This window comes from Rhodoferax sp., from assembly GCF_013297935.1.
Classification (GTDB): Bacteria; Pseudomonadota; Gammaproteobacteria; order Burkholderiales; family Burkholderiaceae_C; genus Allorhodoferax.
Window position 1 is genome coordinate 62,248 of sequence record NZ_JAAFIX010000003.1, and the last position, 22,904, is coordinate 85,151.

Annotated in this window: 20 protein-coding genes; 12 read left to right on the plus strand and 8 right to left on the minus strand. The window is 62.7% G+C overall.

Annotated elements, in window-relative coordinates; translation table 11 throughout:
• The first annotated feature begins 73 nt into the window (after positions 1-73).
• Positions 74-2,413 carry an EAL domain-containing protein gene (locus QZW03_RS05790; RefSeq protein WP_296509033.1) on the plus strand — a complete coding sequence of 780 codons (2,340 nt, stop codon included), beginning with the start codon at positions 74-76 and terminating at the stop codon, positions 2,411-2,413.
• Here QZW03_RS05790 and QZW03_RS05795 read toward each other — a convergent pair.
• The gene (locus tag QZW03_RS05795) at positions 2,379-3,407 is read right to left on the minus strand and encodes a permease (protein ID WP_296509034.1); all 1,029 of its coding nucleotides are present in this window, start codon (positions 3,405-3,407) and stop codon (positions 2,379-2,381) included. The genes QZW03_RS05790 and QZW03_RS05795 overlap by 35 nt on opposite strands.
• Positions 3,408-3,559: 152 nt before the next feature.
• Here QZW03_RS05795 and QZW03_RS05800 point away from each other — a divergent pair, with 152 nt between their 5' ends.
• Complete coding sequence (locus tag QZW03_RS05800; protein WP_296509035.1) at positions 3,560-4,486, plus strand: histone deacetylase family protein; 927 nt, start codon at positions 3,560-3,562, stop codon at positions 4,484-4,486.
• Between the two features lie 17 nt (positions 4,487-4,503).
• Positions 4,504-7,194 carry a bifunctional acetate--CoA ligase family protein/GNAT family N-acetyltransferase gene (locus QZW03_RS05805; protein ID WP_296509036.1) on the plus strand — a complete coding sequence of 897 codons (2,691 nt, stop codon included), beginning with the start codon at positions 4,504-4,506 and terminating at the stop codon, positions 7,192-7,194.
• 57 nt (positions 7,195-7,251) lie between these two features.
• On the opposite strand, the gene QZW03_RS05810 is transcribed toward QZW03_RS05805, so the two are convergent.
• Entirely contained in the window at positions 7,252-7,674 is a 423-nt protein-coding gene (locus QZW03_RS05810; RefSeq protein ID WP_296509037.1) for a methylglyoxal synthase, read from the minus strand.
• Between the two features lie 9 nt (positions 7,675-7,683).
• The gene (locus tag QZW03_RS05815; RefSeq protein ID WP_296509038.1) at positions 7,684-8,241 is read right to left on the minus strand and encodes an HNH endonuclease; all 558 of its coding nucleotides are present in this window, start codon (positions 8,239-8,241) and stop codon (positions 7,684-7,686) included.
• Between the two features lie 178 nt (positions 8,242-8,419).
• Here QZW03_RS05815 and QZW03_RS05820 point away from each other — a divergent pair, with 178 nt between their 5' ends.
• The 4 genes from QZW03_RS05820 to QZW03_RS05835 all read left to right on the plus strand — a co-directional run bounded on the left by QZW03_RS05820 (position 8,420) and on the right by QZW03_RS05835 (position 13,978).
• Positions 8,420-9,418 (plus strand): bifunctional riboflavin kinase/FAD synthetase, encoded by a 999-nt coding sequence (locus QZW03_RS05820; protein WP_296509039.1) that lies wholly within the window; start codon positions 8,420-8,422, stop codon positions 9,416-9,418.
• 132 nt (positions 9,419-9,550) lie between these two features.
• A complete protein-coding gene (ileS, locus tag QZW03_RS05825) occupies positions 9,551-12,451 on the plus strand; it encodes an isoleucine--tRNA ligase (RefSeq protein ID WP_296509040.1) in 2,901 nt (966 codons plus the stop codon).
• Positions 12,451-12,957, plus strand: a complete 507-nt coding sequence (gene lspA, locus QZW03_RS05830; protein ID WP_296509041.1) for a signal peptidase II — start codon at positions 12,451-12,453, stop codon at positions 12,955-12,957. Before ileS ends, lspA begins: the two co-directional genes overlap by 1 nt.
• A gap of 94 nt (positions 12,958-13,051) precedes the next feature.
• Complete coding sequence (locus tag QZW03_RS05835) at positions 13,052-13,978, plus strand: hypothetical protein (RefSeq protein ID WP_296509042.1); 927 nt, start codon at positions 13,052-13,054, stop codon at positions 13,976-13,978.
• 67 nt (positions 13,979-14,045) lie between these two features.
• Here QZW03_RS05835 and QZW03_RS05840 read toward each other — a convergent pair whose 3' ends face one another.
• Positions 14,046-15,041: a quinone oxidoreductase gene (locus tag QZW03_RS05840; protein WP_296509043.1), complete on the minus strand. Its 996-nt coding sequence runs from the start codon at positions 15,039-15,041 to the stop codon at positions 14,046-14,048.
• Positions 15,042-15,150: 109 nt separating this feature from the next.
• On the opposite strand from QZW03_RS05840, the gene QZW03_RS05845 reads away from it, so the two are divergent.
• Positions 15,151-16,053 carry a DMT family transporter gene (locus tag QZW03_RS05845; RefSeq protein WP_296509044.1) on the plus strand — a complete coding sequence of 301 codons (903 nt, stop codon included), beginning with the start codon at positions 15,151-15,153 and terminating at the stop codon, positions 16,051-16,053.
• Positions 16,054-16,093: 40 nt separating this feature from the next.
• On the opposite strand, the gene QZW03_RS05850 is transcribed toward QZW03_RS05845, so the two are convergent.
• Positions 16,094-17,260, minus strand: coding sequence for an MFS transporter (locus tag QZW03_RS05850; RefSeq protein ID WP_296509045.1), 1,167 nt, complete (start codon positions 17,258-17,260; stop codon positions 16,094-16,096).
• Positions 17,261-17,403: 143 nt separating this feature from the next.
• Between QZW03_RS05850 and QZW03_RS05855 the strand changes: the two genes are divergently transcribed.
• Entirely contained in the window at positions 17,404-18,372 is a 969-nt protein-coding gene (locus QZW03_RS05855; RefSeq protein ID WP_296509046.1) for a helix-turn-helix transcriptional regulator, read from the plus strand.
• On the opposite strand, the gene QZW03_RS05860 is transcribed toward QZW03_RS05855, so the two are convergent.
• The 3 genes from QZW03_RS05860 to QZW03_RS05870 are packed head-to-tail and all read right to left on the minus strand — an operon-like array spanning position 18,369 to position 21,044.
• A complete protein-coding gene (locus tag QZW03_RS05860) occupies positions 18,369-19,163 on the minus strand; it encodes an SDR family oxidoreductase (protein WP_296509047.1) in 795 nt (264 codons plus the stop codon). The two genes, QZW03_RS05855 and QZW03_RS05860, sit on opposite strands and share 4 nt — an antisense overlap.
• 39 nt (positions 19,164-19,202) lie before the next feature.
• Positions 19,203-20,138, minus strand: coding sequence for a DMT family transporter (locus tag QZW03_RS05865; RefSeq protein ID WP_296509048.1), 936 nt, complete (start codon positions 20,136-20,138; stop codon positions 19,203-19,205).
• A 3-nt stretch (positions 20,139-20,141) separates the two neighbouring features.
• Entirely contained in the window at positions 20,142-21,044 is a 903-nt protein-coding gene (locus tag QZW03_RS05870) for a DUF808 domain-containing protein (RefSeq protein ID WP_296509049.1), read from the minus strand.
• A gap of 123 nt (positions 21,045-21,167) precedes the next feature.
• Here QZW03_RS05870 and QZW03_RS05875 point away from each other — a divergent pair, with 123 nt between their 5' ends.
• The 3 genes from QZW03_RS05875 (at position 21,168) to QZW03_RS05885 (ending at position 22,857) form a co-directional block, all read left to right on the plus strand.
• A complete protein-coding gene (locus tag QZW03_RS05875) occupies positions 21,168-21,689 on the plus strand; it encodes a hypothetical protein (RefSeq protein WP_296509050.1) in 522 nt (173 codons plus the stop codon).
• Between the two features lie 94 nt (positions 21,690-21,783).
• On the plus strand, positions 21,784-22,254 hold the full coding sequence (locus tag QZW03_RS05880; RefSeq protein WP_296509051.1) for an SRPBCC family protein: 471 nt from the start codon (positions 21,784-21,786) through the stop codon (positions 22,252-22,254).
• 189 nt (positions 22,255-22,443) lie between these two features.
• Positions 22,444-22,857: a hypothetical protein gene (locus QZW03_RS05885; protein WP_296509052.1), complete on the plus strand. Its 414-nt coding sequence runs from the start codon at positions 22,444-22,446 to the stop codon at positions 22,855-22,857.
• The last annotated feature ends 47 nt before the right edge of the window (positions 22,858-22,904 follow it).

Below are 22,904 nucleotides of genomic sequence, written 5' to 3' on the forward strand. Positions count from 1 at the left end.
TTTTGTGTGTAGGATGTTCGGCACCCATGACACACGTTTTTTCACTCCGCTGAGCGACCGAAGACCCGGCACCATGCGCAGGCAAGTTCCCTCCTCTGTGACCGGCATCCGGGCCAACCTGAAAAGCCTGTACTCGGCCCCTACCCCGCAGGCCGCCAGGCTGCGAGCCAGCCACTTGAGCACGGTGGTCCGGCTGACCCCGGAGATGATGCTGGCCAACATCGGTGCCGCTGGCCTGGTGCTCTGGATCTATGCCCCCGAGGTGCCCTGGCATTTGCTGCTGTGGTTCGCCACCTTGTTGGGGGTGTGCTTTTTTGCACTGCGCAGCTGGCGGGCCACCTTGGGCCGTCGTATTACCTCGGCCCCACCATCTGCCGCACACCGCTCGACCTTGCACGCCTCAGTACTGAGTGCGGTGTGGTCTTACATCACGGTTGTCTGCTTCCCGCAGGCCACCAGCGACCAGCAATTGGTCATGGCCGTGCTGCTGACCGGCATGATTGGTGTCGGTGGCTTTGTGCTCTACCCCATGCCTCTGGCGAGCTTGGCCTATGTCGCCATATTCAGCGGGAGTGCCCTCTACGCTCTTTGGCAAGGTGGAGAACCGGCCTTCGCCGGTGTGGCCGGCTTGTTGCTGGTGTATTCGCCCTTGGTCGTGCTGGGCTCCTTAACCGCCTGGCACCAGTCCACGGCACTGTTTGATGCCCAATCCCGCTCCTTGCAGCAGGAGCAAATGGTGTCTGTGCTGCTCTCAGATTTCGAACAAAACGCAGGCGACGCGCTGTGGGAGAGCAACCAGTTGGGGCAACTGGTTCACCTTTCGCCCAAGTTACATGCCTTGTTCAATTTGCCGCAAGACGCGCATGAGTCCCACATCCTGACCGTTTTGCAGGAACAGGGCACCATAGGCGCCCAACACCTCGCCAGAGCTTTGGCCCAGGTCCAGCCCTTCAAGGACTTGCGCCTGACCTTGTTAGCAGGCACCGGAGAGCGGCATTTAACGATCAACGGCAAGCCGCTCCTGGATGAAAACGGCGGGTTTTCCGGCTGGCGTGGCGTGGTGTCCGACGTCACGAACGAGGTCAACACCTCCCAGCAACTTGAAAAGCAGGCGCACACCGACTCTCTGACGGGGCTGACCAACCGCTTCTGGCTGCGTGCCTCGCTGGAGCAGATGCTGGCCCGCCAGCAAGCCCTGGCCCTGATGGCCATAGACCTGGACCGCTTTAAGGCGGTGAACGACCAGCATGGCCACAGCACCGGCGACGAAGTGTTGCAGCAAATTGCGCAGCGCCTCTCCGGCTACCTGGCCGTGCAAGGCATGGTGGCGCGGCTGGGAGGGGACGAATTCGCAGTGGTTTTATCAACGCCTGAGGGAATCGAAGACGCGCTGTCCATCGCGCGCCGGATCGTACACCTGCTGCACGAGCCCTTGCACTTGCAGGGGCGCCGGCTCAGCGTAGGGGGCAGTGTGGGCCTGACTATCAGCACCGGCAACGCCCACACCCTGGACGAGCTGATGGTGCAAGCCGACATCGCGCTGTACGCGGCCAAGGACGCCGGTCGCGGGCAATGTGTGGCGTACACCCCGGAGTTAGGCGCCATGAATCAGCGCCGCGCCCAGATTGAAGAGGGTCTGCGCCACGCCATGCACCGCAAGGAGCTGCAGCTCTACTGGCAGCCCAAAGTGGACCTCCAGAGCTGGAAAATTGTGGGCGCGGAAACACTGATGCGCTGGCAACACCCTACGCTGGGTTGGATCAGCCCCGGTGAGTTCATCCCGATCGCCGAGCAAAGCGGCATGATCACCGCCTTGGGCAGCTGGGCGCTGCTGGAAGCCTGCCGGCTGCATGCCAGTGCGCTGGCGGGGCTCAAAGTGTCGGTGAACGTGTCTTCCATGCAATTACGGGACGAGGGCTTTGTCACCCTTTTGCAGGAGGCACTGGCAGAGTTTCAAGTGCAACCCGGCCAAATGGAGCTGGAGTTGACCGAATCTATCTTTCTGGACCACGCTGACTCGGCCATCGCCATGTTGCACCGGATTAAAAACACCGGGGTCAGGCTGGCTATGGACGACTTCGGTACCGGCTACTCGTCCCTCTCTTACCTGCGCAGCTTTCCCTTTGACACACTGAAAATCGACCGTGGGTTTGTGATCGAGCTGGTTGAAAAAAAAGACGCGGAAGCCGTGGTCCGTATGATCGTCGGTTTGGCACAGACCTTGGGCATGCGCACGGTGTGCGAAGGCGTGGAGACCGAGGCGCAACTCAGCGCCATACGCCGCGCCGGTTGCGATGAGGTGCAGGGCTATCTGGTAGCCAAGCCCATGCCGCTGCCGGAGTTTCTGGTGTTCCGGGAGCAGTGGAACCGGAGCCCGGCTAGACCCAACCTGCCTCCAGCAGTTCCCGCTTGATATAGGCGTACAGCAGGGGGGCGGCCACCAGCCCGGCCACCCCGAAGATGGCCTCGCCCACAAACATCACGGTCAGCAGCTCCCAAGCGGTAGTTCCGGTGCGCTTGCCCACCACTTTGGCGTTGATCACATACTCGAACTTGTGGATGGCGATGAGGAACATCAGGCAGGCCAGGCCCACCATGGGCGCCACCGACATGCCGGCGAGCGTGAGCACGCCGTTGCACAGCAGGTTTCCCACGATGGGGATGAGGCCAGCAAAGAAGGTGAGAGCCACCAGCATGCCCGAGTACGGCACCACCACGTCAAACAAGGGCAAGGCGCCGAACAGGAACAAGGCAGTGCAGACGGCGTTGAAGGTGGCGATCCAGAACTGCGCCACCACAATCTGGCGAAACGCTCCGATGAAATGCCGCGCCCGGGTGCGCGCCGCCGCCCGCAGCGGTGCCGGGTTGGCAACGCCCGGGGTTCCCACGATCAAGGCACCGATGACCAGCCCCACATAGGCCAGCAGCAAACCCTGCAGACCGGCCGAGCCGAAGCCGGTTATCGCCCGGGCCTGGCTTTGCAGGTAGGCCGCCAACCATGCCTGTGCGGCGACGAGGCCGTCCGGCAAATGGGCCGCCAGGTCGGGCGGGAGTTTTTGCCGTATTTCCAGCACGGTGCCGGCCAGGTGGTGCAGCAGCGCTGCATATTGGCCACTCGCACCGATCACCATGCCTTTGGCGTTGGAAAGCACGACTGCGAACAGCAGCAAGGGCACCACAATCACCCACGCCGCCGCGGCAAACGGGCCGGGCCGCCAACGCCCCAAACGGCGGCTGGTGCTCAGCGCATGGGCCACCATGAAACCGAGGCAGACTGCCAACAGCCCGGGCAACATGCCATAGACCAGCACAGTCAAACAAATCAGGCCGACCAGCACATAGGAGCTGGCAGCCACGTAGCGGAACGGTGCGGCCACGGGGCCGGAAGGAGAGGGTTTGGAGCTCATGAGTGCCGCGATGGTATCAACAGCGCCGCGCTCCCCGCGAATCCCCAAGGTCTGCGGGGATGTCCCCGGCCACCACCGCCTATTGCGCCACGTCAAGACTGGTGTCAGCTTCAGTGCCTAGACTGTGGAAAAACCAAACCGCAGGAGACACCATGCTGCCCGCCTATATTTCCCACCCGGACTGCGCCCGCCATGAAATGGGGCCGGACCACCCCGAATGCCCCGAGCGTCTGGGCGCGATCCAGGACATGTTGCTGCTGCGCGGCCTGCTCGACTACATGAACACCTACGACGCGCCGCTGGCCACCACCGCCCAGCTGGGTCGGGCCCACGCCTCGAACTATGTGAGTGAGCTGATGGACGCCTCCCCCGCCGCGGGCTACCGCAAGGTGGACCCCGACACCGACATGAACCCTTTCACTGTGCGCGCTGCGCTGCGCGCGGCAGGCGCCGCCGTGCAAGCGACCGACCTGGTGCTCGGTGGGAAGGTACCGAGCGCTTTTTGCAATGTGCGCCCGCCGGGGCACCACGCAGAGCGCTCTGCCGCCATGGGGTTTTGCTTCTTCAACAACGTGGCGGTCGGCATCCGCCACGCCTTGGATGTGCATGGCCTGACGCGGGTGGCGCTGATTGACTTTGATGTTCACCACGGCAACGGGAGCGAAGACATCTTCCGGGGCGACGAACGGGTATTGATGTGCTCCATCTTCGAGCAAGGCCTCTACCCCTTCAATGGCGACAAGGCCACGGGGCCGAATATGTGCAATGTCGGCTTGCCCGCACGATCGGGCAGCGATGCGTTCCGGAACGCGGTGTCCACCCGCTGGATCCCTGCGCTCGATGCGTTTGCGCCCCAGCTCATCTATATCTCGGCCGGATTTGATGCCCACCGCGAAGACGACATGGGCAACCTGGGCCTGGTGGATGCCGACTACGCCTGGGTGACCAAACAGCTGATGGACGTGGCGCAGCGGCATTGCCAGGGGCGCATCATCTCGTGCCTAGAGGGCGGCTATGTGCTCAACCCCCTGGCCCGCAGCGTGGCCGAACACGTCAAAGTGTTGATTGGCGCAGACTGAATCCACCGGAAACTCTCATGGAAAAGCACTACCTCACCCCCCTTTTTGCTCCGCAATCGATCATCGTGTTTGCAGGGTGTAGCGAGTCGCCGGACACCATGACCCACCAGGCCCGCACGCTGGTGGCTTCGCTCAAGAGTCAGGAATTTGCCGGCACCCTGCGTTTCCTCGATATCCATGCCACCGGCACCCTGGCCGACCTCGCGCAGGCCCGGGCCGATCTGGCCATCATCGCCCTGCCACCGCACGACGTGAGCGCCGCCCTGGAGATTGCAGGCCGCATCGCCTGCCGGGCCGCTCTGGTGGTGTCGAGCGGTATCAGCGCCGAGCAAGCCGCGGCACTGGCCAAAATTGCCCAACGCGAAGGCGTGTTGCTGCTGGGCCCGAACTGCCTGGGCGTGCAGCGCCCGGCTTTGCAGCTCAATGCCAGCGCTGCCGGCCCGCTGGCCCAACGCGGCCCCCTAGCGCTGGTGTCCCAGTCCGGGGCACTCACGGCCTCCATGCTCGACTGGGCCGCCAACAATGCGGTGGGCTTCTCCAGCGTGGTGTCTTTGGGGCCGCACACCAGCATAGACATTGCCCATGTGCTCGACTTTCTGGCCAACGACGCGCAGACCCAGAGCATCGTGGTGTACCTGGAGGGCATTTCCGATGCCCGCCGCTTCATGAGCGCCCTGCGCATGGCGGCCAACGCCAAGCCTGTGGTGGTGCTCAAGGCGGGCCGCCGCCCGGCCGGCAACGAAGCCGCCCAAACCCACAGCGGCGCCATTGTGGGCAGCGACGAGGTGTTCGACGCCGCCCTGCGCCGTGCCGGCGCGGTGCGGGTGCGCTCATTTGTAGAGCTTTTTTCTGCCGCCAAGTGCCTGGCCTCGCGCTACCGGCCGGTGGGCAAACGGCTGGCCATTGTGACCAACGGTGGCGGACCCGGGGTCCTGGCTGCCGACTGGATCAACGAGCTGCAGCTGCAACTCGGCCGCTTGTCTACCGAGAGCGCCGCCGCACTCAAGCCCCGCTTGCCCGAGCTGGCCTCGCTCACCGACTTGCTGGACCTGTCGGAAGAAGCCGATGCCAGCCACTTCACCGCGGCACTCGAAGCAGCCGGCAAAGACCGTGGGGTCGATGGCGTGCTGGCCATTTACTCGCCCAAAGCCGGGCACGACTCCTCAGCGGTGGCCCAAGCGCTCGCCGAGGTCAAGAAAACCATCGGCAAGCCCCTGCTCTCGTGCTGGATGGGCGACAGCACCGTCAACGCTGCGCGCGGCATTCTGAAGGCGGCCGAAATTCCGAGTTTTCGCACTCCCGAGGCCGCCGTGGGCGCTTTCGGCAACATCGCGTCCTTCTACCAAAACCAGCTGCTTTTGCAGCAGACTCCACCACCGCTGTCTACGCTGGCCAAACCCGACATCGAGGGCGCGCGGCTGGTAATAGAGAGTGTGCTGGCCGAGCGGCGCAAGGTGCTCACCGAGATGGAGTCCAAGACCCTGCTCTCGGCCTTTCATATTCCGGTCACCCGCACCATCTTGGCCCGCAGCGCCAATGAGGCCATGATGATTGCCACGCAGCTGGGCTTTCCGGCTGTGCTCAAAATCGACTCGCCCGACATCAGCCACAAGTCAGACGTGGGCGGCGTGGCGCTCAACATCATGAACGCCACCGGCGTGCGCGACACCTACAACGACATGGTGCAGACCGTAAAGCGCCTGCGGCCCGATGCGCGCATCAACGGTGTCACGGTGCAAAGCATGGTGCGCTCGCGCCATGGCCGCGAGATCTATATCGGGCTGGTCACCGACGACCCGTTCGGCCCGGTGATTGCCTTCGGCGCGGGCGGCACCATGATCGAGCTGATCAACGACCGCGCCATGGAGCTGCCCCCGCTCAACCAGTTTCTGGCCCGCCGCCTCATTGAGCGCTCCCGCGTGGCAGAAACCCTGGGCGAATGGCGCGGCAGTGCCCCGGCCAATATCGACCTGCTGGAGCAGATATTGCTGCGCATCTCGGAAATGGTGTGCGAGCTACCCCAGCTGCGCGAGATGGACATCAACCCCATCATCGTGGACGAACACGGCGCGTTGGCAGTCGATGCCCGCATCGTCATCGACCATGCGCCGCAAGGCGTGAGCAGCCGGGTGCACAACTACAACCACCTCTCCATCCTGCCTTACCCCGCCCAATACGAGCAGCTCTGGCCCATGCGCGGCGGTGGCGAATACACCGTACGCCCCGTGCAACCCGACGACGCGCAGATGCTGCAGGACCTGGTGCAGGGCCTTTCCAAAGAGAGCCGCTATTTCCGCTTTGTGTCGAGCATGCACGAGCTGCCGCCCTCCATGCTGGCCCGCTTCACGCTGATTGATTACGACCGCGAGATGGCGCTGGTCGCCGTCCACAAAACCCGCACCGCGGGAGAGGACGGTGAGATGCTGGAGACCGAACGCATCATCGGCGTGTCGCGCTACGTGACCAACCCCGACAAGTCGAGCTGCGAGTTCTCGCTGGTGGTGGCGGACGACTTTGCCGGCAAGGGCTTAGGTTCACGGCTCATGCTGTCCATCATGGATGTGGCGCGCGACAAAGGTCTGAGCGAGATTGAAGGCCTGGTGCTCACCCACAACCCCGGCATGCTCAAGCTCATGCGCAGCTTAGGGTTCAAAGTCAAAACCTTTGAGGAAGACGCCGACTTCAAACTCGTGAGCCACCCGCTGTAGCCACCGCTATTTTTAAGCCTTTTAGGCCTCCCGCCCTTGCCCCAATTGCGCGAGTAGCTACACTTTTAGTAGCAACTGAGCCAGCAGCAAGCGGGCGCTGGACAGGTTGGTGGCGCACGGCACATCGTGCACATCGCAGGCCCGCACCAGCGCGTTGATGTCGGGCTCGTGCGGCTGGGGTGTCATGGGGTCGCGCAGGAAGATGACCGCATCCACCTCGCCCACGGCTAAGCGGGCACCTATTTGCAGGTCGCCGCCCCACGGGCCGCTGAGCATGCGCTCCACGGTCAGTCCGACTTCATCGACCAAGCGGCCGCCGGTGGTGCCGGTCGCCATCAGGGTGCAAGTTTTCAGGTAAGGGGCGAACTCTTGGGCGAGTGCCACCATGGTGTCCTTTTTACGGTCGTGCGCAATCAGGGCGATGCGCGGGCGCTCAGAAGGAGTGCGGGTGGCGGGTCGTTGGGCTGGGCTGGTACTCATGCCCGCATGCTAAAGCACCAGGCGGGACGATGCCGGCACATGCGCCATCAAAAACTCCATCTGGTCCGCCAAAATCCGGCGGTTGCGCAAAATAAAGTCTTCCCACAGGCTGGGCACATAAGGGGTGTAGAGCAGCGGCATGTGGGCCTGCTCGGGGGTGCGGTGGCTCTTGCGGTGGTTGCAGGGCTTGCAGGCTGTGACCACGTTCATCCAGGTGTCAATCCCGTGCTGGGCAAAGGGAATGATGTGCTCGCGGGTTAGGTCGGCTTCATGAAAATGCCCGCCGCAGTAGGCGCACACGTTGCGGTCGCGGATAAACAGCTTGGCATTGGTCAGGCCGGGGCGCTGGTTAAAGGGGTTGATGCGGGGTACCCCACGGGTGCCGATGATGCTGTTCACCCGGATGATGGACTGTTGCCCGGTAGCGGCGTTGTGGCCGCCACGAAACACAGCCACCTCGCCGCCGGACTCCCAGCGCACCTCGCCAGCCGCGTAATGAATCACCGCTTGCTCCAGCGATATCCAGGATTGGGGCAGCCCTTGGGCCGACAACTTCAAGACTTTCACGCAACGCCTCCATCAACGGTTCAAACAACCACCAACACAAGTCTGCAAAGGTCTGCAAGTGCGCGCCAAACCGGAGGTCCGGGCCCTGCTCGGTCACAATATACCGTGTTTCCATGACAAATTGGCTTCAGGCGCCGATGCGATGTGCGCAGCCTGCTATCAAAAAGATAACAACTCCATGAAGGTTTTTCGCGGTTTCAAGCACCCCGGCGTGGCCGAGGCGTGCGCAGTAACGATTGGCAACTTCGATGGCGTCCACCGGGGCCATCAGGCCATGTTGGCCTTGCTGCGGGGCGAGGCCCAGCAGCGCGGCGTGCCCAGCTGCGTGCTGACCTTCGAGCCCCACCCGCGCGACTATTTCGCCAAACTCCACCAAAAACCCGAGCTGGCTCCCGCCCGTGTGGGCACCTTGCGCGACAAACTCGACGACCTGGCCAAGGCCGGGGTCGACCAGACTATCGTGCTGCCGTTTGATGCCCGGCTGGCCAACCAGAGCCCGCAAGACTTCATTCAGCAGGTGCTGCAAGATGGCTTGGGTGCCCGCTACGTGCTGGTGGGCGACGATTTCCGCTTCGGCAAAGCCCGCGCTGGCGACTACGCCCTGCTCGACGCCGAAGGACAAACCGGAGGGTTTGATGTCGCCCGCATGAACTCTTATGAGGTGCATGGCCTGCGCGTCTCCAGCTCAGCTGTGCGCGAGGCGCTGGGGCAAGGCCGCATGCAGGACGCAGCCCGTCTGCTGGGGCGCCCGTATTGCATCAGTGGCCACGTGGTACACGGGCGCAAGCTGGGCCGCACTCTAGGCTTCAAGACCCTGAATCTGCGATTTACCCACTGGAAACCCGCCGCCAGCGGCATTTTTGTGGTGCTGGTGCACGGCCTGGCCGCCAAGCCCCTGCAAGGTGTGGCCAACCTCGGCGTGCGCCCCTCGCTGGACCCCAACGATGTGAACCGCGGCCGGGTGCTCTTGGAAACCCATTGCCTAGACTGGCCCGAAGAACTGGGGCCTGAGGGGGCCTACGGTAAAATCATCCGCGTGGAACTACTGCACAAATTGCACGACGAGCTGAAATACGACGGTCTGGACGCCCTGACACAGGGCATACAGAAAGACCGCGACGACGCTCGCGCCTGGCTTGCCGCACACGCAAGCGCCTCCGGCGGCACCCGAATTTGACGGGGCCGGCCCCCGCGGCCACCCGACGCACGTTGCCCCGCGTCACCCGCTCCCTACGGACTGCGCCGGCGCCTGTGCCGGCCATCCGCCCCCCGAATTGCTTGACCCAAGCGCACGAACCGAGAGTTGGCCATGACTGAACCCGTTGATTACCGTAGCACCCTGAACCTGCCCGATAGCGCATTCCCCATGCGCGGCGACCTGCCCAAGCGTGAGCCGGCCTGGGTAAAAACCTGGAACGAAGAAGGCTTGTACAAAAAGCTGCGCGACGCCCGCGCCGGCCAGCCCCTGTTCGTGTTGCACGATGGCCCGCCCTATGCCAACGGCAAGCTGCACATCGGTCACGCGCTGAACAAAATCTTGAAAGACATGATCGTCAAGAGCAAGCAGCTGGGCGGTTTTGATGCCCAGTACATCCCCGGTTGGGACTGCCACGGCCTGCCTATTGAGAACGCCATCGAAAAGCTGCACGGCCGCAACCTGAGCCGTGACGACATGCAGGCCAAGAGCCGCGCGTTTGCCACCGAGCAAATCGACCAGCAGCGCGAAGACTTCAAGCGCTTAGGGGTCTTGGGTGACTGGGAGCGCCCCTACAAAACCATGAACCCCGCCAATGAGGCCGGCCAGATCCGCGCCTTCAAGCGCGTGATCGAACGTGGCTTTGTGTACCGCGGCTTGAAGCCCGTGTACTGGTGCTTCGACTGCGGCTCCAGCTTGGCTGAGTTTGAAATCGAATACGCGGATAAAAAGAGCGACACCTTGGATGTGGCCTTTGAGTCCAACGACGGGGCCGGCCTGGCCACGGCCTTTGGTCTGAGCGCCCTGCCCGCCGGCAAACAGGCTTTCGCCGTCATCTGGACCACTACCGCCTGGACCATCCCCGCCAACCAGGCGCTCAATGCCCACCCCGAATTGGAATACGCACTGGTAGACACCCCCAAGGGCGTGCTTCTGCTGGGTGCTAGCCTGGTGGAGAAGTGCCTGGAGCGCTTCGGCCTGACCGGCACCGTGCTGGCCACCGCCAAGGGTGAAGCCCTGCGCGGCCAGGTGTTCCGCCACCCGCTCTATGACCTGCCCGCAGATGTGAACGTGGCTGGCAATGAATACAGCTACAAGCGCCTCTCGCCGCTGTACCTGGCCGACTACGTAAGCGACGGTGACGGCACCGGCATCGTGCACTCCTCGCCCGCCTACGGGGTGGACGACTTCAACAGCTGCATCGCCAACGGCCTGAAATACGACCAGATTTTGAACCCGGTGCTGGGCAACGGTGTGTACGACGCCGAGCTGCCCCTGTTCGGCGGCCAGCACATCTGGAAGGCCTGCGCGAACGTGATCGACACCCTGCGCGAACATGGCCGCCTGATGGCCACCGTGGGCATCACCCATAGCTACCCGCACTGCTGGCGCCACAAAACGCCGGTGATCTACCGCGCCGCCGCCCAGTGGTTCATCCGCATGGACGAAGGCGCGGGCGTGTTCACTAAAGACAAAGCACCCAAGACCCTGCGCCAACTGGCACTGGACGCCATCGAACAAACCAACTTCTACCCCGAAAACGGCCGCAGCCGTTTGCGCGACATGATCGCCAACCGGCCTGACTGGTGCATCAGCCGCCAACGCAGCTGGGGTGTGCCAGTGCCCTTCTTTTTGCACAAAGACAGCGGCGAGTTGCACCCCCGCACCATGGAGATCCTGGACCAGGCGGCCGACATCGTGGAGCAAGGTGGCATTGAAGCCTGGAGCCGTGTGAGTGTGGAGGACATTTTGGGCGCGGCCGACGCACCCAGCTACACCAAGAGCACCGATATCTTGGAAGTCTGGTTTGACTCCGGCTCCACCTTCCAGCACGTGCTGCGCGGCAGCCACAAAGATGCCTACGCGGTGCCCCCCTTCCATGCAGAGGGCCCCGAGGCCGACCTGTACCTCGAAGGCCACGACCAGCACCGTGGTTGGTTCCACAGCTCGCTCTTGCTGGGCTGCGCGCTCTACGACCGCGCGCCGTATCGCGGCCTGCTGACCCATGGCTTTGCCACCGACGGCCAGGGCCGCAAAATGAGCAAGAGCTTGGGTAACACGGTGGAGCCGCAAACCATCACCAGCAAAATGGGCGCAGAAATCGTGCGTCTGTGGGTGGCCAGCACCGATTACTCCGGCGACCTGAACATCGACGAAAAAATCCTGGCCCGCGTGGTGGACACCTACCGCCGCGTGCGCAACACGCTCAAGTTCCTGCTGGCCAACGTGAGCGACTTTGACCCCGCCAAAGACGCGGTCCCGCTGGAGCAAATGCTGGAGATCGACCGCTACGCCCTGAGCCGGGCTGCGCAGTTGCAGGCCGACATCCTGGCCCACTTCAAGGTGTATGAGTTCCACCCCGTGGTCAGCAAGCTGCAGGTGTATTGCAGCGAAGACCTGGGCGCGTTTTACCTGGACGTGCTCAAAGACCGCCTCTACACCACGGCTGCGGACTCGGTGGCCCGCCGCTCCGCGCAAACCGCGCTGTGGCAAATCACCCAGGCCATGCTGCGCTGGATGGCACCATTCCTCAGTTTCACCGCGGAAGAAGCCTGGGCCGTGTTGGGCGCAGAAGGCAAAACGCCCGAAGCCACCCAGCTCTCTATCTTCCTGGACGGCTACGCCACCTTTGCCGCGCCCGATGAGGCCCTGCTGGCCAAGTGGGCACGTATCCGCGCGGTGCGCGAAGCGGTGAACAAAGACATCGAAACCCTGCGCGCTGCAGGCCAGGTGGGCGCCTCGCTGCAAGCCGAGGTCACGCTCACTGTGCCGGCCGAAGAGTTCGCCATTTTGAGCAGCCTGGGCGAAGACCTGAAGTTTGTGTTCATCACCAGCGCTATCACTTTAGTAGCTGGTAGCGCACAATCCATAAGCGTTGCGGCCTCCAATGCCGTGAAATGCGAGCGCTGCTGGCACTACCGTGCAGACGTCGGCAGCGACGCTACCCACCCCACCATCTGCGGTCGCTGCACCAGCAACCTGTATGGCGCCGGTGAAAGCCGGTTGTTCGCGTAATGGCCCGCGGCAAGCAAACCTTCGGCAAGAGCAGCAAAGGCGGCTGGGTCCAGTGGCTGGGCCTGGCCCTCATCTTGCTACTCATTGACCAGTTCACCAAAGTTCTGATCGTAGGCAACTACCGTTTGGGCGATAGCACCTTTGTCACCAGCTTCTTCAACGTCGTGCGGGTCCACAACACCGGCGCAGCGTTTTCGTTTCTGGCGGATGCGGGCGGCTGGCAACGCTGGTTTTTCACAGGGCTGGGCGTCGTGGCGGCGGTCGTCATCATTTGGATGCTGCGGGCCCACCCGGGACAAAAGTTGTTCAGTTTTGCGATGGCCTGTATTCTGGGCGGCGCCATCGGCAATGTGATCGACCGCCTGATGTACGGCTATGTGGTGGACTTTTTGGACTTCCACTGGAATGGCATGCATTTTCCGGCCTTCAATGTCGCCGACTGCGCGATTTCAGTGGGTGCGATTTGCCTGATACTGGACGAACTACTGCGGGTCAGAAGAACCTGATTCTGAGGCGGCTGCGGGGCGCCCAATGGGCGCTAGCCTAAAATAGGCGAAACAGCGTGCGCCACTCTGCGACTCGCACACACACTCCCCCACCATGCAAACACCCTCTTTCCGACGCGGCCTGTTGGCTGCTCTCCTGACTTTTGGCACCTGCCAAGCCAGCTTGGCACAAAGCGTCCTGATGGCGCAATCAGCCACTCCGGCAGCAGATGCCACACCCGCCGCCAACGCGGTATCCAGCAAGTTTGACAAAGCCATCAACCAGGACGAGAACTGGTATTTCTCCTGGGGCTACAGCCGCCAGCAATACGCGCCCTCCGACATCCATGTGTCTCAGCCTGAGCTGGGCAACAACTTCACGGTGCGCAAAGCGCGGGCCAGCGACTTCCCCTCCAGCGTGCCGGACACCTTCAAGTCCCTACTGAGCCTGGACTTCACCGATCCGCAGGAAAACATCCGTATCGGCAAGTTCCTCAACGACGAGAAAACATTTGCGGTTGAGCTGAACATCGACCACAGCAAGTACAACGTCGACTACGGCCAGACCGTAGGAGTCGATGGCACTGTCACCACCCCGGGCGCAACTTCTTCCATGGTGGTGACGCCCCAGAATTTCAACTACGCCTTGCACAACGGCTTGAACCACATCATGGTCAATGCCGTCTGGTTGCACCGCTTGCGCGGCGCGGCCCAAAAAGCCGGCGACCTGCAACTCATCAGCCGGGTCGGCGCAGGTATTTTGCTGCCCCACGCCGACAACGTGATTTTTGGCAATGCCAACCAAGTGGGCCCGAAGAACGAGAACATCTGCTGCTTCAAAAGCAACGACTGGTGGCAGATCAACGGCTGGACCGCCGGTGTGGAAGTGGGCCTGCGCTACCGCGTCTACAAATCGATTTATGTCGAGCTGACCAACAAAATCGCCTATGGCCGCCTGTCTGGCGTGCCGGTCTACAAGGGCACGGCCGACCAGGAAATCTGGATGAACGAACAAGTGCTGTCGGCAGGCTTTTTGTTTTAAGCCGGCCGCTACACACCGTAAAAAAGGGCACCTCCAGGGGTGCCCTTTTTTCTTGCAACGTCCGCGCCTACAGGGTCAGGATGGTGCAACCCGTGGTCTGCCGGGCTTCGAGGTCTTTGTGGGCTTGTTGCACGTCTTCCAGGGGGTAGCGCTGAGCGATATGGATCTTCACCTTACCGCTCAGCACCACGTCAAACAAATCATCCGCCATGGCCTGGGTGCTTTCGCGGGTAGCGATGTGGGTGAACAGGGTTTGGCGCGTGACATAAATCGAACCCTTGGGCCCTAGGATGCCGGGCGAGAACGGCGCCACCGGGCCCGAGGCGTTGCCAAAGCTGGCCATCAGCCCGAAGGGCGCGATGCAGTCCAGCGACTGGTCCCAGGTGTCTTTGCCCACCGAGTCGTACACCACCTTCACCCCCTTGCCGCCCGTGATCTCTTTCACTTTAGGGGCAAAGTCACCCGCTCTGTAATTGATAGCAAACTCCGCACCATTGGCGAGGGCTAGAGCACACTTTTCTTCAGAACCAGCGGTGCCGATCAAGCGCAGGCCCAAGGCTTTGGCCCACTGGCAGGCAATCAACCCCACCCCACCGGCCGCCGCATGAAACAGCACAAAGTCCCCAGCCTGCAGGCCGCCCTGCGGCAGCGTGCGCTTGAGCAGGTACTGGGCGGTCAGGCCCTTGAGCATCATGGCAGCGCCCGTCTCAAAGCTGATGCCGTCCGGCAGCTTGCACACGCATTTGGCAGGCATGACCCGCACCTCGCAATAGCTGCCGGGTGGCTGGCTGGCATAGGCCACGCGGTCACCCACCTGGAGGTGGCTCACGCCCTCGCCCACCGCCTCAATCACCCCCGCCGCTTCCATGCCCAGTTGTACCGGCAGGCTCATGGGATACAAGCCGGAGCGCTGGTACACGTCAATGAAGTTCAGCCCCACCGCATGGTGGCGGATGCGCACCTCACCGGGGCCGGGCTCGCCGACCGTGACCTGCACCAACTGCAGTTGATCGGGGCCGCCGTGCTGGGCGATGTGGATCGCGCGGGATGTCGCTGAACTCATGGGTTTGTCTCCATCGATAGGGGTTGTTTTGAATGCTCAGCATCGTGCCAGAAATCAGCCACGTCCGCAGCGCTGCGCGGGGCATCGCTTCCTTGTTACAGTCGATCGGATGACCCAACGCCTGACGCCGACAGCCGCCCTTCTTCTCGTGATTCCTCCCCTCATGTGGTCCGGCAACGCAGTCGTGGGCAGGCTGGTGGCGCCGCTCATCTCCCCCATGACGCTCAACCTGCTGCGCTGGGCCATTGCTTTTTTGATTTTGCTGCCCCTGGCCCGCCGGGTGCTTTGGCGCGATAGCGGTCTGTGGCCGCAATGGAAGCGGTTTACCCTGCTCAGCCTCTTCAGCATCGGGGGCTACAACGCCCTGCTGTACCTGGCGCTCAACACGTCTACCGCTATCAACGTCACCTTGGTCGGTGCGAGTACACCGGTCTGGATGCTGCTCATCGGGCGCTTGTTCTTCAAGGTGCCGGTGAGCCGGCGGCAGATTCTGGGCGCGGCCTTGTCGATTGCCGGCGTGGTGCTGGTGCTGGGGCGTGGCGACTGGGAGGTGATGACCCAGTTGCGCCTGGTGCCGGGCGATCTGTATGTGCTGCTGGCCTCCATCGCCTGGGCGACCTACAGCTGGCTGCTGGCCCACCCCACGCCGGAGTCAGCAGAAATCCGGTCGGATTGGTCTACCTTTTTAATGGGGCAGATCGTCTTCGGGCTGGGCTGGTCACTGGCATTCACCAGCGGTGAGTGGCTGCTGACCCCCGCGCACATCAACTGGACGCCCGGCCTGGCCGCGGCCCTGGCTTTTATTGCACTCGGCCCGGCGGTGATTGCCTATGGCACTTGGGGCGCAGGCGTCTCCCGAGCCGGGCCTGCCATTGCGGGGTTTTTCATCAACCTCACGCCGCTGTTCACCGCCGTGCTCTCGTCCATTTTTATCGGCGAAGCGCCGCGCGCCTACCATGCGGCAGCGTTTGTGCTGATCGTGTCGGGCATTGTGATTTCTTCACGCAAATAGGCGAGCTGGCGTTCCCTGCCACAGGGGCCCTGCGTCATCCTCACGCCGCCTTTTCCGGCACAAACCGCGCGCTGAGGGCCAGAATGGTGGCGGCCACCACCACCACGCCCATGGCGGCGGTCAGCGACGCGTGTTGCGCAATAAAGCCGATCAGCGGCGGCCCGACCATGAAGCCGGCATAGCCGATGGACGACACCGCGGCAATGGCCGCCGCCGGCGTGGTGCCCGGCACGCGGCTGGCAGCGCCATACAAAATCGGCACGATCATGGCCAAGCCCGCGCCCACCAAGCCACAGCCCACAATGGCCACCACCGGGTGGCCTACCAACAGCACTCCCGCCATGGACACGGCTGTCACCGTGCCACTCACCTGCAGCAGGCGCTGCTCGCTGTAGTGGGCCCGCAGCCGGTCGGCGGCAAAGCGCATGACCGCCATGGCCCCGGCGCACGCTGCGTAGCCCAGCGCCGCTTGCTCGTGGGGCATGCGCACCTCTTGCTGGAGGTAGAGCACACACCAGTCAAACATCACACCTTCAGCACTCATGCCGGCAAAGGTCAGCAGGCCCATGATGAGCAAGGCCCCGCGCGGCCAGGTGAAGTGCACCTTGGTCTGCGCAGCCGGCGGCGGGGTGGGCAGCATCCAGCGCGCACCGACCCAGATACACACCGCCACCGCCATGCCCACACCCGCCAGTTGCCAGGCTGCCGGCACCCCCGCACTCAACATGCCACCGGCCAAGGCCGCGCCGCCCATGGCTCCCAGGCTGAACATGCCATGCAAGCTGCCCATGATGGGGCGCCCGCCTGCCGTCTCCAGTACCGAGCCTTCGGTGTTGATGGCTACGTCGTACACACTGAGCGACGCCCCGAAGAACAGCATGGCCAGCAAGAGCGACGGCAAGCCCGGCCAGTGCAACACCATGCCCAGCATGCCGGCCATGACCACTGAGCAAGCCATGGCAGTCTGGCGGGCGCCCAGCCGCCCGATCACCCGGCCTGCGAACATCACCGCCGACACCGCCCCCACAGCCAAGGCCACCAGCACCAGCGACAGTACGGCCTCGCCCAAGGCATAGCGCTCTTTCACGGAGGGAATATGCACCCCCCACACCGCGCTAAAGACACCCAGCACGGCAAACAGGCCGCGTGTGGCACCGATCGCCCGGCGGACTTGGCTGGGAGTGCCGTGTTCAAACCCTGTATTCACGGCGGGCTCCAGCACGGGTAGTATTAAAAGGCTTAGGTTGCTTGAGTAGCCCCGCAAAAAGGAAAGCAGCCACAATAGTTCGATTCATGCCCTTAGCGTAACCAGCCTTTACACGCACCTTCCCGGCGATCAGTATCAATACGATGTCAAAAGTAGTAAAAATCCTGGATTCGGTGCATGGCACCGGCCCGTGTGTCGCCGCCATCGCCAGCGACCACCCTGCCGCCCCCGCCCATGCCCGCCAACTGCGCGAAGCACTGGCCCGCTTTATCCGGGAGGCCGCGCAAGGCAGCTTGCAGCTGCAGAACCCGCCGCCCCAAGCCACCGGCCCGGCGCGGGGCGCCGGCCACCTGCACCTGCATGCCGAAGTGTTTCTGCAAATGAGCGGCTGGACGCGCTTTACCTTCCCGCACGGGCAGCTTGCACTGGAGCCGGGGCAGGTGCTGGTGGTGCCGCCCAAACTGTTGCACGACGAATGGGTGAGCGGGCGCGATGGCGACGCTTTTTGCAACTTGGTGATCTCGGCCGACAGCCAGCGCATGTCGTGCCACCTGGCCCATGAAGGGCGGCCCGGCGTGCCCGCTAGCCTTTACCTGGAAACCTGCCAGCACCCCGATGCCATGCGCATCGAAGGCTGGCTGCGCGATGCCGCCACCCCGCCCGCTGACGACAGCGCCGGGCTGTGGCCCCTCCAGCAACGGGCCTTGCTGCTGAGTGCGCTCACTGGCGTGGCCCGCCTGCTGGACGCCCCGCACACCACCGCCTCCACCGAGCCGGCCCTGCTCGGCAAGCTGCGCATGCTGGTCCAGAACCGCATGGGCGAGGTCGACCTGACCGTGGCCGCCCTGGCCCTCGACCTAGGCTGCACCGCCGACTATTTGTCACACCTCTACAGCAGCCACACGGGCGAACACCTGTGGCAAGTGATCTTGCAGCAGCGCCTGACCCGCGCTGCACGGCTGCTGACGGAGAGCCAGGCTGCGGTCAAAGAGGTGGCCTGGTGCAGCGGCTTTGCCAGTGCGAGCTATTTCATACGCTGCTTCAAGCAGCGCTTTGGTGCCACCCCCAAAGCCTACCGCCAGCAGGCGGCGGGCAGCCAGGCTGTGGCTTAAAACGTGCCGGTGAACGCGCCGCCGTCAAGCAGCACGTTCTGGCCGGTCATATAGGCCGCCTGCTGGCTGCACAAAAACGCACACACCTGCCCGAATTCCACCGGGGTGCCGTAGCGGCCCATGGGAATTTGCGCTTGCTGAGCAGCGCGCACTTCGTCGACCGACTTGCCAGATTTGTCAGCCGCCGCCTTGACGGTGGTGGCAATCCGGTCGGTGTCAAACTTGCCGGGCAACAGGTTGTTGATGGTGACCCCTTTGGCGGCCAGGCTACTGCGGGCCACACCCGCCACAAAGCCGGTGAGGCCACTGCGCGCGCCGTTAGACAGGCCCAAAATATCAATAGGCGACTTCACCGAGCTGGAGGTAATGTTCACAATGCGCCCGAAGCCGCGTGCGGCCATGCCATCCACCGTGGCCTTGATGAGCTCGATGGGGGTGAGCATGTTGGCGTCTACCGCCTTGATCCAGGCCTCGCGGTCCCAGTCGCGAAAGTCGCCAGGTGGCGGGCCACCGGCGTTGGTAACCACAATGTCAAAGTCGGAGCGCATGGCAAACACGGCGGCACGCCCGGCCACCGTGGTGATGTCTTGAGCACAAAAAAGCACCTCAGCCCCCGACTTGTCTGCGTAAGCAGCTCTCAAATTCATAGCAGACGCTTCCAGCGCCTCGGCACCGCGCGCCACGATCAGCAGGTTGACGCCCTCAGCGGCCAGCGCTTGCGCGCAGCCCAGACCCAAACCCTTGCTGGCACCACACACCAGCGCCCATTTGCCTTTGATTCCCAAGTCCATACCGTGTCCTTTTTCGTTGTTGAGTGCCGGTGCGCACCTTCAGCGCCGGCTTGTCACCACATACACCCCGAGCAGCACCAACATGGTGCCACCTATGACCCACAGGTTCATGGGCTCACCCAGCAGCAACACGCCCATGAGGATGGTGGACATGGGCCCCACCATTCCCACTTGCGCGGCCAGCCCCGAGCCAATGCGTTCAATCGCCATCATGACCAGCATCACCGGCACCACGGTGCACGCAATGGCATTGAGCAAGGAAAGCCACAGCACCTGCGGCGCCACGGCAAACGCCGTATCCAGCGGCCGCAGCACCCCGAACTGCGCAATGCACAGCACACAGGCCACGCTGGTAGCCAAGCCCACCAGGCGCAGCGAGCCCAGGCGCTGCACCATTTCACCGCTGTAACTCAAATACAGCGCGTAGCTGATCGCGCTACCCAGCACCAAGGCCGCGCCCAAGGCCGCGTCCCCTCCGGCAAAACTTGCCTCATGGCCGAACACCAGCAGCACGCCGCCATAGCTGATAGCCATGCCCAAGCCTTGGGGCAGAGTCACTTTTTTGCCGTACAAGACCACGCCCAGCAAGACCACCAGTGTGGGGTTGAGGTACAGAATCAGCCGCTCCAGTGAGGCCGAGATGTAGGCCAGCCCCGCAAAATCCAGATAGCTGGCCAGGTAGTAGCCAGTAAAGCCCAAGCCCAGAATCCCCAGCTTGTCGCGGCCCGACAGTGGCTCCACCGCGCGGCCCGCCTTGCGAGTGCGGTACCCCGACCACCACACCAAGCCCAGAAAGAACGGCAGGGCCATCAGCATGCGCAGCATGATGAGGCTCACCGCGTCCACCCCGGGGTAGCGGTAGGCCAGTTTGACGATGATGGCCTTGCCGCTGAAAGCAATAGAACCCGCCACCGCCAGCGTCACCCCGGTTGCTATGGATTTAGGAGCTACTTGCTCAGTATCCACAAGGGCCACAGCCTACTTTACCTTAAAACTACCGCGCACGCGCTGCACCAGCGTCACGCCCGCCAGCACCAAGGCACCCGCCACTACGCCGATCAGGCCGTCCCACACAAAGCTCAGTGGCAGGCCCTCGGTGAGGTGGTGCAAAAACGGCAGGCCGTGCACCAGAATGCCGCCACCCACCAGAAACATGGCGGCGGTACCGGCCACCGACAGTACCTTCATCAGCACCGGCGCTGCCCATAACAGGCCGCGACCGAGGGCCTGCACCCAGCCGCCTTGCGGGCTGGCCGAGGGGCGGCGGGTGAGGTAGAGGCCGGCGTCGTCAATTTTCACAATGCCAGCCACCAAGCCGTACACCCCCACGGTCATGATGAAGGCCACACCCGCCAGCACCATCAGCTGGGTGGTCCACGGGCTGGCTTGCACGGTGCCGAGGGTGATGGCGATGATTTCGGCGGAGAGAATGAAATCGGTGCGAATGGCACCCTTGATCTTGTCTTTCTCCAGCGCCACCAGATCCACGGCCGGGTCTTGCAGGGCCTGCATCAGCTCGGCCTCGTGGGCCTGGTCGTCTTCGGCGCGGTGCAAAAATTTGTGGGCCAGTTTCTCAAAGCCCTCAAAGCACAGAAACGCGCCGCCAATCATCAGCAGCGGTGTGACCAGCCACGGCGCCACGATGCTGATGGCCAGTGCCGCCGGCACCAGAATCAGCTTGTTGAGCAAAGAGCCCTTGCACACCGCCCACACCACCGGCAGCTCGCGCTCGGCAGACACCCCGGTGACCTGCTGGGCGTTCAGGGCGAGGTCATCGCCCAGCACTCCGGCCGTTTTCTTGGCGGCCACTTTGCTGAGTACAGCCACGTCGTCGAGGATGGTGGCAATATCGTCTAAAAGGGCTAGAAGGCTGCTGGCCATGGCATGTGAAGCTAGAGTTGCGTAAGCGTTGATTGTCACCCGTTTGGCGTATGCGTCTCAGGGCAAGCCCTTAGCAAGTTGGCGCAAAGCTTGCTGGAGAATGGGCTAACACATCCCTCACCTATGTCCTCTACCTTGACCCTCGACCGCCAGCCCCACCTCAGTTCGCCCACGGTGCTGGACATTGAGGCGTCGGGCCTGGGCCGAAGCAGCTACCCCATCGAAATCGGCTATGTGCTTCCGGATGGTCACGCCTACTGCACGCTGGTACAACCCGAACTCGAGTGGACACACTGGGACCCCGAAGCCGCCAGCCTGCACCGCATCACCCGCGAGCTGCTGCAAGAGCGGGGGCTGAGCGCCCGCGACGTCGCCAAGCTCCTCAACGCCCAACTGGCCGGCACCACGGTCTACACCGATGGTTGGGCCAACGACTTCACCTGGCTCAATGTCTTGTTTGAAGCGGCGGACATGAGCCCGCGCTTCAAGCTTGAAAACCTGCGCAGCCTGCTGAGCGACGAAGAGGCCGACCAGTGGCACACCGTCAAGGCCCAAATCGCCAGCGAGCGCGGCACCCAGCGCCACCGCGCCAGCTCGGATGCCAGGCTGATCCAGCTCACCCTGCAGCGCATCAAGGCGGGTTAATCCCTGTGTTTTTTGGGGCACCGCCCCCATCGAGGGCATGGGCTTAGGCAGTAACATGCGGCGATAACGCCCCAACCACTAGGAGACAACCGCCATGGCAGTGACCGTAGAAATCAACCTGGGATACGAATTTGACGTCAAGGCCAAGGCCAGCGAGGTGTTCGCGGTGCTGTCCGACGTGCCCACCTCGGCCAGCCATTTCCCCAAAGTCGACCAGCTGGTGGACTTGGGCGACGGCACCTACCGCTGGGAGATGGAGAAAATCGGCATCGCCTCCATCACACTGCAAACGGTGTATGCCTCCAAATACACCAGCAACAAAGCCAAGGGCACCGTGAGCTGGACACCCGTCAAAGGCGAAGGCAACGCGCTGGTCGCCGGCAGCTGGAAGATCACCGACAACAAAAAGTCCACCAACGTGGTGCTGGAAATCCAGGGCGAGCTCACCCTGCCCCTGCCCGGCCTGATGAAGATGGTGGCCGCCCCCATTGCCGAAGCTGAGTTTGAAAAAATGGTCGAGCAATACATCGACAACTTGACCAAGCACTTCGGCGGGGAAGCGTAGGGGGTTGGTTTTTGCCAGCTGGCGCGACAGGCAACCGCATAAACATTCAAACCATTGAGATGTTCGTATTCAGCTTTTTGACTGTCCAAAAAGTCAAATCGAACTACAGATAGCAACGCTGCAACTCGTCCTTGGGCGGGCCTCGACTATCCTGCCTAGCCTGCAGCGAGGATTAATTCGGCTTTCACAATGAATAAACCACCTACTGAACGCGAGGTCCTCAGGCGCATCTACGAGATGTACGAGTCGACTTACCCCGGAGTTCATAACGAAAGAAGCAGAGGTGAGAATGACCCATATCTATCAATCGACGTTGAGGCTGTGGCGAAAAAACTCAATTGCAAACCGGAACTATTGTTCGGATATCTTTACTACCACCTCGATGCAAAGCACAGATATCAGCAAAGCGACGGAACAAAAGTTCATCTTTTCGCGATAAAGGTTGGTAACAAGCGCCATGGCGTGAACTTTCCGTACCTGTCTGCTATCTTGGCAAATCACGACCTTGAGCACAGGCGCCAGCTCTGGTCGATCGGCTTATCCATGCTGGCACTGGTTCTGTCTGCTGCGGCAATCGTTGCTCAAATTGTCACAGCGATGTGATCTACGCATTGACGCGTCACTTTTCAATCAACTAGGCTCCCTCGAAA

Excerpts from the sequence above, each read along its gene's own strand:
- QZW03_RS05795 (WP_296509034.1), bottom strand. The coding sequence starts at position 3,407 with ATGAGCTCCAAACCCTCTCCTTCCGGCCCCGTGGCCGCACCGTTCCGC.
- QZW03_RS05885 (WP_296509052.1), top strand. The coding sequence starts at position 22,444 with ATGAATAAACCACCTACTGAACGCGAGGTCCTCAGGCGCATCTACGAG.
- QZW03_RS05845 (WP_296509044.1), top strand. The coding sequence starts at position 15,151 with ATGACCCAACGCCTGACGCCGACAGCCGCCCTTCTTCTCGTGATTCCT.
- ileS (WP_296509040.1), top strand. The coding sequence starts at position 9,551 with ATGACTGAACCCGTTGATTACCGTAGCACCCTGAACCTGCCCGATAGC.
- QZW03_RS05790 (WP_296509033.1), top strand. The coding sequence starts at position 74 with ATGCGCAGGCAAGTTCCCTCCTCTGTGACCGGCATCCGGGCCAACCTG.
- QZW03_RS05870 (WP_296509049.1), bottom strand. The coding sequence starts at position 21,044 with ATGGCCAGCAGCCTTCTAGCCCTTTTAGACGATATTGCCACCATCCTC.
- QZW03_RS05810 (WP_296509037.1), bottom strand. The coding sequence starts at position 7,674 with ATGAGTACCAGCCCAGCCCAACGACCCGCCACCCGCACTCCTTCTGAG.
- QZW03_RS05805 (WP_296509036.1), top strand. The coding sequence starts at position 4,504 with ATGGAAAAGCACTACCTCACCCCCCTTTTTGCTCCGCAATCGATCATC.
- QZW03_RS05840 (WP_296509043.1), bottom strand. The coding sequence starts at position 15,041 with ATGAGTTCAGCGACATCCCGCGCGATCCACATCGCCCAGCACGGCGGC.
- lspA (WP_296509041.1), top strand. The coding sequence starts at position 12,451 with ATGGCCCGCGGCAAGCAAACCTTCGGCAAGAGCAGCAAAGGCGGCTGG.
- QZW03_RS05835 (WP_296509042.1), top strand. The coding sequence starts at position 13,052 with ATGCAAACACCCTCTTTCCGACGCGGCCTGTTGGCTGCTCTCCTGACT.
- QZW03_RS05855 (WP_296509046.1), top strand. The coding sequence starts at position 17,404 with ATGTCAAAAGTAGTAAAAATCCTGGATTCGGTGCATGGCACCGGCCCG.
- QZW03_RS05880 (WP_296509051.1), top strand. The coding sequence starts at position 21,784 with ATGGCAGTGACCGTAGAAATCAACCTGGGATACGAATTTGACGTCAAG.
- QZW03_RS05800 (WP_296509035.1), top strand. The coding sequence starts at position 3,560 with ATGCTGCCCGCCTATATTTCCCACCCGGACTGCGCCCGCCATGAAATG.
- QZW03_RS05875 (WP_296509050.1), top strand. The coding sequence starts at position 21,168 with ATGTCCTCTACCTTGACCCTCGACCGCCAGCCCCACCTCAGTTCGCCC.
- QZW03_RS05860 (WP_296509047.1), bottom strand. The coding sequence starts at position 19,163 with ATGGACTTGGGAATCAAAGGCAAATGGGCGCTGGTGTGTGGTGCCAGC.
- QZW03_RS05820 (WP_296509039.1), top strand. The coding sequence starts at position 8,420 with ATGAAGGTTTTTCGCGGTTTCAAGCACCCCGGCGTGGCCGAGGCGTGC.